This is a genomic window from Streptomyces sp. NPDC012888 (genome assembly GCF_042900645.1).
GTDB lineage: Bacteria > Actinomycetota > Actinomycetes > Streptomycetales > Streptomycetaceae > Streptomyces.
In genome coordinates this window covers 33,303-48,446 of the sequence record NZ_JBIBBM010000008.1, presented here as the reverse complement: position 1 = coordinate 48,446, position 15,144 = coordinate 33,303, and the positions used below count along the sequence as shown (strand labels likewise).

At 73.8% G+C, this 15,144-nt stretch carries 15 protein-coding genes and 1 pseudogene; 6 read left to right on the top strand and 10 right to left on the bottom strand.

The window, feature by feature from the left end:
* Positions 1-405: 405 nt before the first annotated feature.
* Positions 406-1,998 (top strand): annotated as a pseudogene (gene ctaD / locus ACFY61_RS16110) (cytochrome c oxidase subunit I); the annotation flags it as partial.
* On the opposite strand, the gene ACFY61_RS16105 reads toward ctaD, so the two are convergent.
* From ACFY61_RS16105 to ACFY61_RS16095, 3 genes are all read right to left on the bottom strand, one after another.
* Positions 1,934-2,989 carry a helix-turn-helix transcriptional regulator gene (locus ACFY61_RS16105; protein WP_389472174.1) on the bottom strand — a complete coding sequence of 352 codons (1,056 nt, stop codon included), beginning with the start codon at positions 2,987-2,989 and terminating at the stop codon, positions 1,934-1,936. The pseudogene ctaD and the gene ACFY61_RS16105 overlap by 65 nt on opposite strands.
* 57 nt (positions 2,990-3,046) lie before the next feature.
* Positions 3,047-3,553 (bottom strand): hypothetical protein, encoded by a 507-nt coding sequence (locus ACFY61_RS16100; protein ID WP_389472715.1) that lies wholly within the window; start codon positions 3,551-3,553, stop codon positions 3,047-3,049.
* Between the two features lie 681 nt (positions 3,554-4,234).
* A complete protein-coding gene (locus ACFY61_RS16095; protein ID WP_389472172.1) occupies positions 4,235-4,975 on the bottom strand; it encodes a transglycosylase family protein in 741 nt (246 codons plus the stop codon).
* A gap of 306 nt (positions 4,976-5,281) precedes the next feature.
* Here ACFY61_RS16095 and ACFY61_RS16090 point away from each other — a divergent pair, with 306 nt between their 5' ends.
* Both ACFY61_RS16090 and ACFY61_RS16085 read left to right on the top strand, forming a co-directional pair.
* Positions 5,282-6,052 (top strand): hypothetical protein, encoded by a 771-nt coding sequence (locus ACFY61_RS16090; protein WP_389472170.1) that lies wholly within the window; start codon positions 5,282-5,284, stop codon positions 6,050-6,052.
* Between the two features lie 235 nt (positions 6,053-6,287).
* On the top strand, positions 6,288-6,683 hold the full coding sequence (locus ACFY61_RS16085; RefSeq protein WP_389472168.1) for a hypothetical protein: 396 nt from the start codon (positions 6,288-6,290) through the stop codon (positions 6,681-6,683).
* Between the two features lie 24 nt (positions 6,684-6,707).
* Here the strand turns inward: ACFY61_RS16085 and der are convergent, their stop codons facing one another.
* From der to ACFY61_RS16060, 5 genes are all read right to left on the bottom strand, one after another.
* A complete protein-coding gene (gene der / locus ACFY61_RS16080) occupies positions 6,708-8,168 on the bottom strand; it encodes a ribosome biogenesis GTPase Der (protein ID WP_389472165.1) in 1,461 nt (486 codons plus the stop codon).
* Between the two features lie 78 nt (positions 8,169-8,246).
* Positions 8,247-8,936, bottom strand: a complete 690-nt coding sequence (locus tag ACFY61_RS16075; RefSeq protein WP_389472162.1) for a lysophospholipid acyltransferase family protein — start codon at positions 8,934-8,936, stop codon at positions 8,247-8,249.
* Positions 8,891-9,589 carry a (d)CMP kinase gene (cmk, locus tag ACFY61_RS16070; RefSeq protein WP_389472160.1) on the bottom strand — a complete coding sequence of 233 codons (699 nt, stop codon included), beginning with the start codon at positions 9,587-9,589 and terminating at the stop codon, positions 8,891-8,893. The genes ACFY61_RS16075 and cmk overlap by 46 nt, the downstream gene beginning before the upstream one ends.
* A 121-nt stretch (positions 9,590-9,710) precedes the next feature.
* Complete coding sequence (locus ACFY61_RS16065) at positions 9,711-10,799, bottom strand: prephenate dehydrogenase (RefSeq protein ID WP_389472159.1); 1,089 nt, start codon at positions 10,797-10,799, stop codon at positions 9,711-9,713.
* 157 nt (positions 10,800-10,956) lie between these two features.
* Entirely contained in the window at positions 10,957-11,385 is a 429-nt protein-coding gene (locus ACFY61_RS16060) for a YidB family protein (protein WP_389472158.1), read from the bottom strand.
* Positions 11,386-11,486: 101 nt separating this feature from the next.
* Between ACFY61_RS16060 and ACFY61_RS16055 the strand changes: the two genes are divergently transcribed.
* The 3 genes from ACFY61_RS16055 to ACFY61_RS16045 all read left to right on the top strand — a co-directional run bounded on the left by ACFY61_RS16055 (position 11,487) and on the right by ACFY61_RS16045 (position 13,145).
* The gene (locus ACFY61_RS16055; protein ID WP_389472157.1) at positions 11,487-11,894 is read left to right on the top strand and encodes a DUF952 domain-containing protein; all 408 of its coding nucleotides are present in this window, start codon (positions 11,487-11,489) and stop codon (positions 11,892-11,894) included.
* A gap of 83 nt (positions 11,895-11,977) precedes the next feature.
* The gene (locus ACFY61_RS16050; RefSeq protein ID WP_389472155.1) at positions 11,978-12,412 is read left to right on the top strand and encodes a Rieske (2Fe-2S) protein; all 435 of its coding nucleotides are present in this window, start codon (positions 11,978-11,980) and stop codon (positions 12,410-12,412) included.
* A 28-nt stretch (positions 12,413-12,440) separates the two neighbouring features.
* On the top strand, positions 12,441-13,145 hold the full coding sequence (locus tag ACFY61_RS16045) for a DNA polymerase beta superfamily protein (protein WP_389472152.1): 705 nt from the start codon (positions 12,441-12,443) through the stop codon (positions 13,143-13,145).
* Between the two features lie 31 nt (positions 13,146-13,176).
* On the opposite strand, the gene ACFY61_RS16040 is transcribed toward ACFY61_RS16045, so the two are convergent.
* Positions 13,177-14,214, bottom strand: coding sequence for an ADP-ribosylglycohydrolase family protein (locus ACFY61_RS16040; RefSeq protein WP_389472149.1), 1,038 nt, complete (start codon positions 14,212-14,214; stop codon positions 13,177-13,179).
* Positions 14,211-15,041, bottom strand: coding sequence for an NUDIX domain-containing protein (locus tag ACFY61_RS16035; protein ID WP_389472147.1), 831 nt, complete (start codon positions 15,039-15,041; stop codon positions 14,211-14,213). Before ACFY61_RS16035 ends, ACFY61_RS16040 begins: the two co-directional genes overlap by 4 nt.
* Positions 15,042-15,144: the final 103 nt, after the last annotated feature.

The window sequence follows — 15,144 nt, the reverse complement described above, 5'->3', positions numbered from 1 at the left end:
CCCGCGCCGGCGCCGCCGCGTCAGCCCGGCGCCCACGACTTCAGCCGTGGCGGGTCACGCTTGGGTCACGGAATGTCGACAACTGTTTCACCGGCACCCTTCACCCGAACCGACGGATTCGCGGCCCGGTCCGGCGTTTTGCGGGGCGCGACACGCCCGGCGCAAACCCTCTTGCCAATTCTCCGCGGAGGGGCCGGAATTCCGCCCCGGAATTGGCTCCGTCCGCCTCCGGAAGACCGGTCCGGGGGCCGTCCGCACTCCATGGTCCGGACCACCGCCCTCGTCCACGAAACCATCACTTCTTCTCCACCCGCGCCTCCTCTGGCGCGTCCGCTGCCGGTTGCCGCGGCCCGGCTGGGAGCATCGTGACCCGTGTCCGATGCCGCCCCAGTGAGGAGACCATCGATGGCGCACCGCGGGCGGGTCCTCGTCGACTGGCTGACCACCACCGACCACAAGAAGATCGGCCACCTCTACCTGGTCACGTCGTTCCTGTTCTTCCTCGTGGCCGGGGTGCTGGCCCTGGTCATGCGGGCCGAGCTGGCCCGGCCCGGCCTGCAGCTGGTGACCAACAACCAGTTCAACCAGGCCTTCACCGTGCACGGCACGATCATGCTGCTGCTCTTCGCAACCCCGACCTTCGCCGGGTTCGCCAACGAGATCATGCCGCTCCAGATCGGCGCGCCGGACGTCGCGTTCCCGCGGCTGAACATGCTGTCGTACTGGCTGTTCCTCTTCGGCGGGCTGATCGTGCTGTTCTCGCTGATCACCCCGACCGGCCCGGCGAACTTCGGCTGGACCGCCTACGCCCCGCTGAACAGCCTGGACCGGTCCCCCGGCATCGGTGCCGACATGTGGATCATGGGTCTGGCCCTGTCGGGCTTCGGCACCATCCTGGGGTCGGTCAACTTCGCCGTCACCATCATCGGGATGCGGGCCCCCGGCATGACCATGTTCCGGATGCCGGTCTTCACCTGGAACGTGCTCCTCACGTCGGTCCTGGTGCTGTTCGCGTTCCCGGTGCTCGCCGCGGCCCTGCTGGTGCTGGAGTCCGACCGCCGGTTCGGGTCGGTGGTCTTCCAGCCCCAGTGGGGCGGGGCCCTGCTGTGGCAGCACCTGTTCTGGTTCTTCGGCCATCCCGAGGTCTACATCATCGCGCTGCCGTTCTTCGGGATCGTCACCGAGATCCTGCCGGTGTTCTCCCGCAAGCCGATCTTCGGTTACGTCACCCTGGTCAGCGCGACCATCACCATCACCGGCCTGTCGGTGGTGGTGTGGGCGCACCACATGTTCGCCACCGGAGCCGTCCTGCTGCCGTTCTTCTCCCTGCTGTCCTTCCTGATCGCGGTGCCCACCGGGGTGAAGTTCTTCAACTGGACCGGGACCATGATGAAGGGCTCCCTGTCCTTCGAGACGCCGATGCTGTGGTCGATCGGCTTCCTGGTCAGCTTCCTGTTCGGCGGGCTCACCGGGGTGATCCTGGCCTCGCCGCCGATGGACTTCCAGGTCACCGACTCGTACTTCGTGGTGGCGCACTTCCACTACACGGTGTTCGGGACGGTGGTCTTCGCGACCTTCGCGGGCTTCTACTTCTGGTGGCCCAAGTTCACCGGGAAGCTGCTCGACGAGCGGCTCGGCCGGATCCACTTCTGGACCCTCTTCATCGGCTTCCACACCACCTTCCTGGTGCAGCACTGGCTGGGTGCCGAGGGCATGCCCCGCAGGTACGCGGACTACCTGGCCGCCGACGGCTTCACCGCGCTCAACACGGTCTCCTCCGTCGGAGCCTTCCTGCTGGGCCTGTCCACGCTGCCGTTCCTCTACAACGTGTGGACCACCCACCGGGACGGCCGACGGGTCACGGTGGACGACCCCTGGGGGTTCGGGCGCTCCCTGGAGTGGGCGACCTCCTGTCCCCCGCCCCGGCACAACTTCACCGAGCTGCCGCGGATCCGTTCGGAGTCCCCGGCGTTCGACCTGCACCATCCCCAGTACGCGCTGGCCCAGTTCCGGCGCGTGGACCCGCAGACCGGAGAGCTGCCCGAGTCAGCCGATCCCGGGCATCCCTGACCCGGTCGGCCAGCTCGGGCGGCTCCAGCACCTCGAACTCGAAGCCGAGCAGCAGGACGTGCACCAGCAGCACGTCCAGGCTGGCCGCGCCGGTGCGCAGCAGGCACGAGGCCCCGTCGACCGGTTCCAGCACCCCGGCGGCGGGCGACACCGCCTGCCCGGCCTCCTCCGCTGACACGTGCAGCCGCACCACGGCCCGGGCGGCGTACACCCGCTGCGAGACGCCCTCGGCCACGTAGGCGGCGAGGTCGCCGGCGGGCGGGGTGCGCGGGTCGAACCGCGGCCCGTGCGGGGGCCTCGGCTCGATCCGGTCGGCCCGGAAGGTCCGCCAGTCCGCCCGGTCCACGTCCCAGGCCACCAGGTACCAGCGCCGCTCGCTGCACACCAGGCGGTGCGGCTCCACGGTCCGGCGGGTGGCCACGCCGTCGTGGTCGAGGTAGGCGAACCGGAGGCGCTCGCCGTCGCGGCAGACCGCCGCGAGTTCGGTCAGCACCGAGGGGTCGACGGTGGAGCTCTGCGGTCCGCGCAACATGGACACGGTGAACTCGTTGAGGGCGCCCACCCGGCGCCGCAGCCGGCCCGGCAGAACCTGCTCCAGCTTGGCGAGCGCCCGCACGGAGGCCTCGCCGATGCCCTCCACCCCGTTGCCGGCGGCGGTGCGCAGCCCCACGGCGACCGCCACCGCCTCCTCGTCGTCCAGCAGCAGCGGGGGCAGCTCGGCGCCGGCGCCGAGCCGGTAGCCGCCGCCCGTGCCGGGGCTGGCGTGCACGGGGTATCCGAGCTCCCGCAGCCGGTCGACGTCCCGCCGGACCGTACGGGGAGTGACGCCGAGGCGCTCGGCCAGGTCGGCGCCGGTCCATTCGCGGCGCGCCTGGAGCAGCGAGAGCAGGCGGAGCAGGCGCGCGGAGGTGTCCAGCATGCCCAGAGTCTGCCGCATGCCGCGCGGGCGGCGGGGGGCGGGCGGGGTGAGCGGGGGTCAGCAGCCGGGGGCGGTGGTCCCGGCCATCTTCACCAGGGAGCAGAGGGTCTTGGCGGACACCTTCCAGACGTCGTCACGGAGCACGGCGGTGCCCTTGGCGTCGGAGACCACCGGAAGCCCGTGGACGGTCAGCTCGTAGGTCACCTGCGCCTCGGTGGGCGAGCTGAACGCCACGCCGGTGACCTCCGCCTCCGCCCCGGACACCTTGGGGTCGGAGCCGACCGACGCGAGCAGCGGGGCGAGTGCGGTGCCGTTCTCGACGAGCCGGGTCTTCTGCGCGGCCGGCACGTCGGTGTCGAAGAAGGCCGCCCAGTTCTTCTCGATCTCCGCTCGGGCGGCCGCGGGGTCGTCGGGTCCGACGGCGGGCGCCGAGGCGGTGTGGCTGCCGCCGCCGCCGCTGCTGCCGCTGCCGCCGTCGGAGGAACATCCGGCGGCCGCCAGGCCCAGGAGCAGCACGGCGGCCGCCGCCCTGCGTCGGGTTCCGCCTCGTCCGCCGAAGCCCATGTGGCTCACCGCCGTCCGTCGTCCGTCCGGGCCGCGCGGCCCGCTGGCCTCCCACACTGAGCGGCCCCCGCGCCCACCTCAAGCAGCCGCCCCGGGCACCGGGCGACCCCACCTGTATGGCCGCCGCCTGAGCGGACCCCGACACCGCGGGGCCACCCGGGGCTCCGCCCCGAACCCCGCTCCTCAAACGCCGGAGGGGCTGGATTCCCCGCCCGGCACCGACCCGCAGGGCCCCACCCCCGGGCCCCACCGAGCCCGAGCGGCGTTTGAGCGGGCCCGGGCGAAGCCCCGGGTACCCGGCGGACCCCGGCCGCACTTCAAGCCCGAGCGGCGATTGAGCGGGCCCCGGCGGAGCCAGAGCCGCGCAGCCAATGCTTCGCCCGAACACACGGGGCTCCGCCCCATACCCCGCTCCTCAAACGCCGGAGGGGCTGGAGACGCCCACCCCGGAACCGGCCCGCAAGGCACTCCCCTGGGAGCCCCACCAAGAGCGGGTCAGGGCGAAGCCCCCGGGCCACACGGCGCAGCCGGGCCGCACCCTCCAGCCCGAGCGGCGATTGAGCGGGGCCGGGCGGAGCCCTGGGTGCCTGGCGGAGCCGGGCCGCGCTTCAAGCCCGAGCGGCGATTGAGCGGGCACCGGCGGAGCCGGAGTCGCGCAGCCCGCGCCCGGGGCGGCTGGGGTCAGGCGTCTGCCCGGCTGGATGTGGCCGGCGTCGCCGGGGCAGGGGTAGGCGCCGGCGTCGCCGGGGCAGGGGTAGGCGCCGGCGTCGCCGGGGCAGGGATAGGCGCCGGGGCCGCCGGGGCAGCTGGCGGGGGTGCCGGGGGCCGGGGCGGGAGGTGCAGCATCGTGCCGACCCGGAGTGCGCCCGCGCGGGGGCCGATGCGGGCGCGGTTGGCCTCGTACAGGGCGCGCCAGCCGCCCGCGACCCCGCGGGCGCGGGCGATGCCGGTCAGCGTGTCCCCCGGCCGCACCACGTGCATCCGGCCGGCGAGTCCGTACCGCCGGGAGCACTCCGGCCAGGCCTCCCAGCCCTGCGTGCCCAGCACCTCCTCCGCGACCCGGATCTGCTGGGCCCGGGTCGCGAGGTCCGCGCGCGGCGCGAACAGCAGGCCGCCGTGGTCCTCCCAGGTCCGCTGCCAGAACTGCAGCCCGCCGTAGAAGCCGTTGCCGGTGTTGATGTTCCAGCGGCCGCTGGACTCGCAGTCGGCCACGCAGTCCCACGGCCACTCCCGGCCCGGCCCGCAGTCCCCCGGCCCGGAGCCGATCACCCCCGGCGATCCCACGGCGGCCGCCCCGGCCGGGCCCGGCGCGGGCGGCGGCGGGGGTGCCGCGTACGCCGCGGGTGGTGAGGGGGACAGGACGACGAACGCCAGCGCGGCGGCGGCCACCGGTACGGCCCGCCGGATCCGGAGGTTGGGCATCGGGTCACGTTACGCAGCGCCCCGGCGGCCGCCGGGCCCGGCGCGCGGCGCCCGCCGCGGGACCGCCCGGTCGGCCGACCGGCCCCCACCCCCGGAAACGGCCAACCGGCGCCATCAACTGACCACAAGCGGACACGAGTTGCACCGAAGGGAAAGCCCCGATCGGCACGTTCACCCCTTCGGGGGCCCGGTTCGATTCCGTTCCCTCGTCCGGCGTTACCCCGGCGACCGCTCCCCCGTTGTGCCCGGCGAGCCGGGAACCGCCCGGCCGCGCACCCGTTCCTTCCTAGTCCGAGGAGTCACCCCGTGCCGCGCATGCTCGACGTCAGTGATGACGTACGCGCCGAGATCGGCGACGAAGAAGCCGACCTGCTGCTCGCCGGCGATAACGCTCCGGGCAGTTACGACTGCACCTCCTGCCGCACCCCGGGAGACTCCGAGCGCGAACGCACCAGCACCGTGCTGTTCGTCGGCGAGGAGACCGCCGTCCTCGCCTTCGCCCACGCGACCTGCATCCCCTCGCAGGTCGTCACCGTGTCCGAGGAGCAGCTCAAGGGCGCCGTGGCCAGCATCACCGGCGAGACGCCGCAGTCCGTGCCCGGCGGCCAGGCCGTCCTCGGCATCACCAGCGGGCTGGTCCTGATCCAGGGCGAGCTCTACCCGGCCCTCGTGGTCGAGCCGACCGCGCCCATCGCCCGTCCCGGCAGCACCGGCCCCGGCGACGACTTCCTGCCCCTCCTCATCGAGCAGGGCTTCATCCCCGTCACCGACACCGACGCGGTGCCCTCCCCGCTGGCCGGCTGGTCCGTGCTGCTGGCCACCGGCCAGCTCCACTCCGTGCTCCAGCCCAACGCCGAGGGCACCGGCCAGGTCGCCTGGTGGCAGGCCCACCAGGCGCTGTCCGTCACCGAGGGCTGGCGGACCGCCGTCAACAAGACCAACCAGGTCCTGGTCTACGCGGCCCCCGTCGGCTCCATCGGCCAGCAGCCGCGCGAGGACCTGCTGCGCGACGCCCTGGACAAGGCGGCGGCCGCGGGCCAGCTGGTGGCCGCCGCGATGCCCCTCGCCGGCACGTGAGGTCAGCGAGGTCCGTGAGGTCCGCAAGGGACGCGAGGTTCCTGGGGTACGCGGCCTAGGGGCGGCCCGGCCCCGGGCCCAAGGCCGTTCCCGGCGCGCGCCGGGGGTACGCGATCCGGATCGCGCACCCCCGGCGATCTGCGTTTTTCTGCCCGTTTCCGTACCGTGCCCGCATCCGCGAGCCCCGAGTTTCGTTGGCAGGTACGTGCATGCATACGACCCCCACCTCCCCCCGATGCGGACGCACAGCGCCTCGCAGACCCCGATCTACGACGCCCTGTACTCGGAGTACCTGCGGTCCTTCCGGGCCCTGCCGTACGACCGGACAGGAGAGGAGGACCTCGGGTTCACGGCGTTCGGGAGCACCGGCTACCCGGCCGCGGCCCCGCCCAGCTCGTACGGCAGCACCTACGGCAGCTCCTACGGCACCGGCTACAGCAGCGGCCACAGCGGCGTCGGCGGCTGGAACGGTTCCGCATGGCAGACCGAGCCCTGGCCGGCTTCGTACGACCAGCAGCCCCGCTACGCCGGCACCGCCGCCGCCTCCGGACACGGCGGCGGGCGACAGCACCAGACCGGGACGTTCCACGTCCCGGCGGCCCTGCCGCCCGCACCGCGCCGGTCCTACTGAGTCCTGACTCCCGGCGGCTCCGCCCTACTTCTTGGCGTTCTTGCCGCCGCGCTTCTCGCGGACCCGGACGGAGATGTGGATCGGGGTGCCCTCGAAGCCGAACTCCTCGCGCAGGCGGCGCTCCACGAAGCGGCGGTAGCCGTGCTCCAGGAAGCCGGAGGCGAACAGCACGAACCGCGGCGGCTTGGTGCCCGCCTGGGTGCCGAACAGGATGCGCGGCTGCTTGCCGCCGCGGATCGGGTGCGGGTGGGCGGCGACGATCTCACCGAGGAAGGCGTTCAGCCGGCCGGTCGGGACCCGCGTCTCCCACCCCGCCAGCGCCGTCTCGATGGCCGGGACCAGCTTCTCCATGTGCCGGCCGGTGAGCGCGGAGACGTTCACCCGCGGCGCCCAGGAGACCTGCTGCATCTCGGTCTCGATCTCGCGCTCGAGGTAGTAGCGGCGCTCCTCGTCGAGCTCGTCCCACTTGTTGTAGGCGATCACGATCGCGCGGCCCGACTCGACCGCCATGGTGATGATGCGCTGGTCCTGGACGCTGATGTTCTCGGTCGAGTCGATCAGGACGACCGCGACCTCCGCCTTCTCGACGGCGGCGGCCGTGCGCAGGGAGGCGTAGTAGTCGGCACCCTGCTGGAGGTGGACCTTCTTGCGGATGCCGGCGGTGTCGACGAACTTCCAGGTCACCCCGCCCAGCTCGATCAGCTCGTCGACCGGGTCGCGGGTGGTGCCGGCCAGCTCGTTGACGACGACCCGCTCCTCCCTCGCGACCTTGTTCAGCAGCGAGGACTTGCCGACGTTCGGACGGCCGATCAGGGCGATCCGGCGCGGTCCGCCGATCGCGGAGCCGCCGAAGGTCTGCTCGGGGGCGTCCGGCAGCACCGCCAGGACCTGGTCGAGGAGGTCGCCGGTGCCGCGGCCGTGCAGCGCGGAGACCGGGTAGGGCTCGCCGAGGCCCAGGGACCACAGGTAGGCGGCGTCGGCCTCGCCGGACTGGCCGTCCACCTTGTTGGCGGCCAGGACGACCGGCTTGCCGGCGCGGCGCAGCAGCTTGACGACGGCCTCGTCGGTGTCGGTCGCACCGACCTTGGCGTCGACGACGAAGACCACGGCGTCGGCGGCCTCGATGGCGTACTCGGCCTGGGCGGCGACGGAGGCGTCGATGCCGAGGACGTCCTGCTCCCAGCCGCCGGTGTCGACGACCTTGAAGCGGCGGCCGGCCCACTCCGCCTCGTAGGTGACGCGGTCGCGGGTGACGCCGGGCTTGTCCTCGACCACGGCCTCGCGGCGGCCGATGATCCGGTTCACCAGGGTCGACTTGCCGACGTTCGGCCGGCCGACGACGGCGAGGACGGGGAGCGGGCCGTGCCCGGCCTCCTCGATGGCGCCCTCGACGTCCTCGATGTCGAAGCCCTCTTCCGCGGCGAGCTCCATGAACTCCGCGTACTCGGCGTCGCCGAGCGCTCCGTGGTCGTGCTGGTCGTTCATGAAGTCCGTTCCTCGTCGTTCGTGGTGGTCGGTGGCACCCGCGCGGCCGCGCGGGTCCACTACTGGTTCAAGTCTCGCCTACCGCCCGGTCAGGCGCCTGGCTTCCTTCAGGTGGGTGGTGAGCCGGTCCTGGATGCGTACGGTGGCCAGGTCCAGGGCCTGCCGGGTGCGCCGGCCGGACAGGTCCCCGGCCTGGAACGCCTCCCCGAAGACAATGTCGACCCGGCCGCGGAGCGGGGGCAAACCCTTTATGAGGCGGCCGCGGTGATCATTGCTGCCGAGGACCGCGACCGGCACCACCGGGGCGCCGCTGCGCACCGCGAAGTAGGCGAGGCCGGACCGCAGCGAGGCGAAGTCGCCCTCGCCGCGGGTGCCCTCCGGGAAGATCCCGAGGACCCCGCCGGCGGACAGCACGCCGAGGGCGCCGGTGACGGCGGTGCGGTCGGTGCCGTTCCGGTCGACCTTGACCTGCCCGATGCCCTCCAGGAAGGTGCCGAGCGGCCCCACGAAGGCCTCTTTCTTGATCAGGAAGTGGACCGGTCGCGGGGCGGTGCCCATGAGCATGGGCCCGTCGATGTTGTGGGAGTGGTTGACGGCCAGGATGACCGGCCCGGTGGCCGGTACCTTCCAGGCGCCGAGCACGCGGGGCTTCCACAGCCCGTACATGAGCCCGATGCCGATGCGCCGCCCGACCGCCGCACCCCTGGGGGAGGGCGTGTCGCTCACTTGACCGCCGCCCGCTTCTCCTCCACGAGGGTGACCACGCACTCGATCACCTGGTCGAGGGTGAGCTCGGTGGTGTCGACCTCGACGGCGTCGTCGGCCTTGGCCAGCGGGGAGGTCTTCCGGCCGGAGTCGGCGGCGTCCCGCTTGATCAGGGCTTCGCGGGTGGCCGCCAGGTCGGTGGCCTCCTTGCCCTTGAGCTCGCCGCTGCGGCGGGCGGCGCGGGCCTCGGGGGAGGCGGTCAGGAAGATCTTCAGGTCGGCGTCGGGCAGCACGGTGGTGCCGATGTCGCGGCCCTCGACGACGATGCCCTCCGCGGCGTCGGCGGCGATGGTCCGCTGCAGGTCGGTGATGATCGTCCGGACCTCGGGCACGGCGCTGACCGCGCTGACCCTGGAGGTGACCTCCTGGGTGCGGATCGGGCCGGAGGCGTCCACGCCGTCCACCGTGATGGTGGGCGCGGACGGGTCGGTGCCCGAGACGATGACCGGCTTGTACGCGGCGGTCGCGACGGCGTGCGGGTCCGTGATGTCGATCCCGTTGGTGATCATCCACCAGGTGATGGCCCGGTACTGGGCACCGGTGTCCAGATAGCGGAGGCCGAGCTTGGCGGCCACGGCCTTGGAGGTGCTGGACTTGCCCGTGCCGGAAGGACCGTCGATGGCGACGATCACGGCGGACGGAGCGGCGGTTTCCACGGGTGGGCACCTTCCTGGTGGCAGACGTTGTCCGGGCGCGCCAAAAGCGCCCCCGGTCAAGGTTACCGGGCCTTTGGAAGGGCCCCGCCCGCCGCCGGTGCCGCGGGGCCCCGCCGCCGCGTCACTGCCGGCGCAGGGCCCAGCCGCGCTCGCGGAGCTCGGCGGTGAGCGCCGGCACGGCCCGGGGTTCGACCATCAGCTGCACGAGGCCCGCCTGCTGGCCGGTGGCGTGCTCGATCCGTACGTCCTCGACGTTGACCCCGGCGCGGCCGGCGTCCGCGAAGATCCTCGCCAGCTCGCCCGGCTTGTCGCTGATGAAGACGGCCACGGTCTCGTAGGAGGCGGGGGCTGCGCCGTGCTTGCCCGGGACGCGTTCCCGGCCGGCGTTGCCGCGGCGGAGGACGTCCTCGATGCCGGCGGCGCCGTCCTGCCGCTTGGTCTCGTCGGCCGACGCCAGGCCCCGCAGGGCCTGGACGGTCTCCTCCAGGTCGGCGGCGATGCCGGAGAGCACCTCGGCGACGGGTCCGGGGTTGGCGGAGAGGATCTCCACCCACATCCGGGGGTCCGAGGCGGCGATCCTGGTCACGTCGCGGATGCCCTGTCCGCAGAGCCGTACGGCGCTCTCGTCGGCCTCCGCCAGGCGGGCCGCGACCATGGAGGACACCAGCTGCGGGGTGTGCGAGACGAGGGCGACGGCCTTGTCGTGGGCGTCGGCGTCCATCACGACGGGCACGGCCCGGCACAGGGCCACGAGTTCCAGCGCGAGGTTGAGCACCTCGTGGTCGGTCTCGCGGGCGGGGGTGAGCACCCAGGGCCGTCCCTCGAAGAGGTCGGCGGTGGCGGCCAGCGGGCCGGACTTCTCCCGTCCGGCCATGGGGTGGGTGCCGATGTAGGCGGAGACGTCGACGCCCTGGGCCTCCAGCTCGCGCCGGGGGCCGCCCTTGACGCTGGCGACGTCCACGTAGGCACGGGCCAGACCCTGTTCTATGGCGCGGGCCAGGGTCGCGGCCACGTGCGCGGGCGGTACGGCGATGACCGCGAGGTCGACCTGGCCGGCGGGCGGGTCGTCGGTGCCGGCGCCGAGCGAGGCGGCGGTGCGCGCCTGGGCCGGGTCGTGGTCGGCGAGGTGGACGGTGACGCCCCGGCCGGCGAGGGCGAGCGCCGCGGAGGTACCGATCAGCCCGGTTCCGATGACGACGGCGGTTCTCACTCTGGGCGCTCCTCGTTGGACGGTCCTGCGTTGCGGCTCGGTCTTCCCCTGAAGGGTAGTCACCCGGCACGGCGGGAAGGACCCGGTGACCGTCCTGCGAGACGGTCACCGGGTCCTGGGACGGCGGAGCGCGTGAGGGGGGCGGGTCCGGCCGGGGTCAGAGGCCCTGCTTCCGGACGATGTCCTCCAGCGACTCGGTGGGCACCGCGCCGTTCGGGGTCAGCTTGTCCACGGCCCCCGGCAGGGTCTGCGCGAGCTCGTCCGCCGCCTGCTCGGGGCTGACCCCGACGCGCTGGGCGACCTCGCGCAGGGTGTCGTCGGGCAGCGCCTCCTTGATCTGCGAGCCGCTGACGGGCTGGTTCTCGCCGGTGCCTACCCAGGACCGGGCCTGGTCGGCCAGGCCGGACCTGGTCAGCATGTCCAGGAGTCCGCCCAGCGGGTTCCCGTTGCCGGACGTCTGGGCGCCCGGGGCGCCGCCCCCGCTCGTCAGGGCCCCGAGCAGGGCGCCGAGGACGTTGCTCCCGCCGCCGCCCTGGCCACCGCCGAGGAGGCCGCCGAGGAGAGAGCCGAGGTCGTTTCCCGCCATGATCGTGTCGCCTTTCGAAGAGGGACGAAGAGGGATGAAGGGGACCGGGCGGGCCCGCGGGGTCCACCCGGCTCCGGAACACCGACAATCTCCCCCGAACCATGCCGTTCCGCCAGTCGGTGGGGGCCCTGGCCGGTACCGGCCGCGGGCTGCGCTACAACAGCGGCATGATCTTCCACGTCGTTCCGCTCGCCGACTGGTCCGCCGCCCCGGAGCTGCCGTACGCGCCGCCCTCCCTCGACTCCGAGGGTTTCGTGCACTGTTCGGCGGACCGGCCGACCGCCCTGGCGATCGCCGACGCCCACTACCGGGACACCCCCGGCACGCTGCTCGCCGTGGAGCTGGACGAGCGGGCGCTGACCTCCGAGGTCCGCCGGGAGGGTGAATCCGGCGCCCGGTACCCGCACCTGCACGGGCCGGTGGACCGGGCCGCCGTCGCCCGGGTCTGGGAAGTCGTCCGCGTCCCGGGCCGGCCGGCCGAACTGGCCCCCTGGCGGCCGCGCGGCTGATCCGGCGCGGCGTACTTCCCCCGGCCGCCGGCAGGCGCCAGGATGCTCCTCGCCGTCCCGGAAACCGACCGAGGAGATCCCCGATGAGCGACCCCACGCGCACCGCCCGCCGTACCGTCCTGGCGGCGGGCGCAGCCGCCCTCGCCGGCGGCGCGCTGACCGCCTGCGGCGAGGCGACCGAGCCGACGCCCGAGTCGTCCGGCAGCCCGGCCACCGGCGGCGCCGCGGTGCCCAAGGGTCTGGTGAAGGCCTCCGAGGTGCCGGTGGGCGGCGGCACCGTGCTGAAGGCGGAGAAGATCGTCGTCACCCAGCCCGAGGCCGGCACGTTCAAGGCCTTCTCGGCGGTCTGCACGCACCAGGGCTGCCTGGTCAACAAGGTGCAGGACGGCTCGATCGTCTGCCCCTGCCACGACAGCGAGTTCGACGCCTCCGACGGCGCGGTGACCAAGGGGCCGGCGACCAAGCCGCTGCCCGAGCGGAAGGTCCAGGTCACGGGCGGGGAAATCACGCTCGCCTGACCGGCGCGGTCCCGCCTAACCTCCCGGCATGGACCGTACGAGCGAACAGAGTGCCGATCCCCTCGCCCTGGTGCGCGAGCACACCGTCTACGCGTGCGTGATGGGCTCGCGGGCGTTCGGACTGGCGACGGAGGCGAGCGACACCGACCGGCGCGGGGTCTACCTCGCCCCGACGCCGCTGTTCTGGCGGTTCGACAAGCCTCCCACCCATGTCGAGGGTCCCCGGCCGGAGGAGTTCTCCTGGGAGCTGGAACGCTTCTGCGAGCTGGCCCTGAAGGCCAACCCGAACGTCCTGGAGTGCCTGCACTCCCCCCTCGTGGAGCGGCTCACCCCGGTGGGCGAGGAACTCCTCGACCTCCGCGGCGCGTTCCTCTCCCGGCACGCCCACGTCTCCTTCACCCGGTACGCGGAGGGCCAGCGGCGCAAGCTGGAAGCGGACGTCCGGCTCCACGGGGCCCCGCGCTGGAAGCACGCCATGCACCTGCTCCGGCTGCTGATCTCCTGCCGCGACCTGCTGCGCACCGGGCGGCTGACCGTCGACGCGGGCCCGCACCGGGAGCGGCTGCTCGCCGTCCGGCGCGGCGAGCTGACCTGGGACGAGGTGGAGTCCTGGATGGCCCGGCTCGCCGAGGGGACGGAGCAGGGTCTGGCGGCCACGCCCCTGCCGCCCGAACCGGACCGCGCCCGGGTCGAGGACTTCCTGCACCGCGCCCGCCGCGCCTCGGCGCACTGACCGGGCGCGCCTGCGGACACCGGCCGGCGCGCTACGCGGCCGGCGCGTCCCAGAGCGCCCCGAACTCCAGCAGCTCGTCCCGGTACTCGATCCGACCCTCCCAGTCCCTCGGCCAGACGTCGGCCCCCAGGTACGCCCCGGCGAAGGCACCGGCCAGGCAGGCGATCGAGTCGGAGTCGCCCTTGGTGCAGGCGGCGCGGCGCAGCGCGAGGAGCGGTTCGTCCGGGAACAGCAGGAAGCAGTGGAGGGCGGTGGCGAGGGCCTCCTCGGCGATCCAGCCGTCGCCGGTGGCCAGGCAGGGGTCCAGCTCGGGGGCCGGGTCGCGCAGGGCGGCGGCGAGCCGGTCGAGGACGGCCAGGCACTCGTCCCAGCCGCGCGCCATGAAGGACTCGGGCGAGGCGTCCGAGGGGGTGCGCGTCCACAGGTCGCCGAGCCAGCGCTCGTGGTAGCGGGTGCGCTGCTGGAGGGCGTACGACCGCAACCGGCCGACGAGGCCCGTCACTTCGACGCCCTGCGCCAGCAGGAACACGGCGTGGGCGGTCAGGTCGGAGGCGGCGAGGGCCGTCGGGTGGCCGTGGGTCAGCGCCGACTGGAGCTGGGCCGCGCCGGCCCGCTCCTCCTCCGTCCAGCCGGGGACGAGGCCCACCGGCACCACGCGCATGTTGGCCCCGCAGCCCTTGGAGCCGGTCTGGCTGGCGTCGCGCCAGTCCCGCTGCGGGTCCTTCAGCAGGCTGCAGGCCCGCAGGCAGGTGTTGCCGGGGGCGCGGTTGTTCTCCGGCGACTGGTACCAGTCGACGAACTCCTCCCGGACGGGGCGGGTCAGCCGCAGCGGGGCGATCCGTCCGCGGTCGGTGGCGGTGCGGATGCCGCGCGCCAGGGCCAGGGTCATCTGGGTGTCGTCCGTGACGATCGCCGGGCGGGGCAGCGGCATCTCCCGCCAGGGGCCGGTCTTGGCGAGGATGCCGGGCACGTCGCTGAACTCGGTCGGGAAGCCGAGTGCGTCGCCCAGCGCCAGGCCGATGAGCGCGCCGGTCGCGGACCGCTTGGCCGGGGTCCTGGTGGTCGTCATCCTCGGTGTCCTTCCGGGCGGAGCAGGGGTGGGTGGAGTGCGGTGGCGGGTCCGGCGCGGTAGAGGGCGGCCGGTTTGCCGCGGCCGCCGGTGAGGCGGGCGGCGCCGGGCACGGCTTCGACGAAGCCGGGGGTGGCGAGCACCTTCCGGCGGAAGTTGGCCGGGTCGAGGGGGGCGGCCCAGACCGTCTCGTAGACGGCGCGGAGCTCCCCCAGGGTGAACTCGGGCGGGCAGAACGCGGTGGCCAGGCAGGTGTACTCCAGCTTCGCGCCGACCCGTCGGCGGGCGTCCGCGAGGATCGCGTCGTGGTCGAAGGCGAGGGGTCCGGTCTCGTCCACGGGGGCCCAGCGGGCGCGGTCGGCGTCGCCGCCGCCGGTCTCGACGGGCTCGGGCAGATCGGGCACGAGGGCGGTGAAGGCGACCGACACCACCCGCATCCGCGGGTCCCGGTCGGGCTCGCTGTAGGTGCGCAGCTGTTCCAGGTGGAGGGCCGCCACGAGGTCCGCCGCCAGGCCGGTCTCCTCGGCGAGCTCGCGCCGGGCGGCGGTCTCGGCCGACTCCCGGGGCAGCAGGAACCCGCCGGGCAGCGCCCAGGCCCCCTCGTACGGCTGTCCGCCGCGTCGGATGAGCAGGACGTGCAGGGTCCCGTGGCGGACGGTGAACACGGCGAGGTCCGCGGTCACCGCGAACGGCTCGAAGGCCCGCGGGTCGTACCCGCCGACGCCGTCGGCCGCGCCCGCCCCGCTCGCCGGTGGGCCGGGGGGAGCGTCGGCGGGTCCTGGTCCACCCCCGTGGGTCCAGGCCCGCCGACCGTCCGTCCGCCCCATGACGCCCCCCGCTCCCCCCGTCGATTAATGGTCTACCTGACTATAAACAGGAGGGTGCGACCACGGCAAGGCGCGGGCGGCGTCCGGGCCGGAAAAAGGAAGG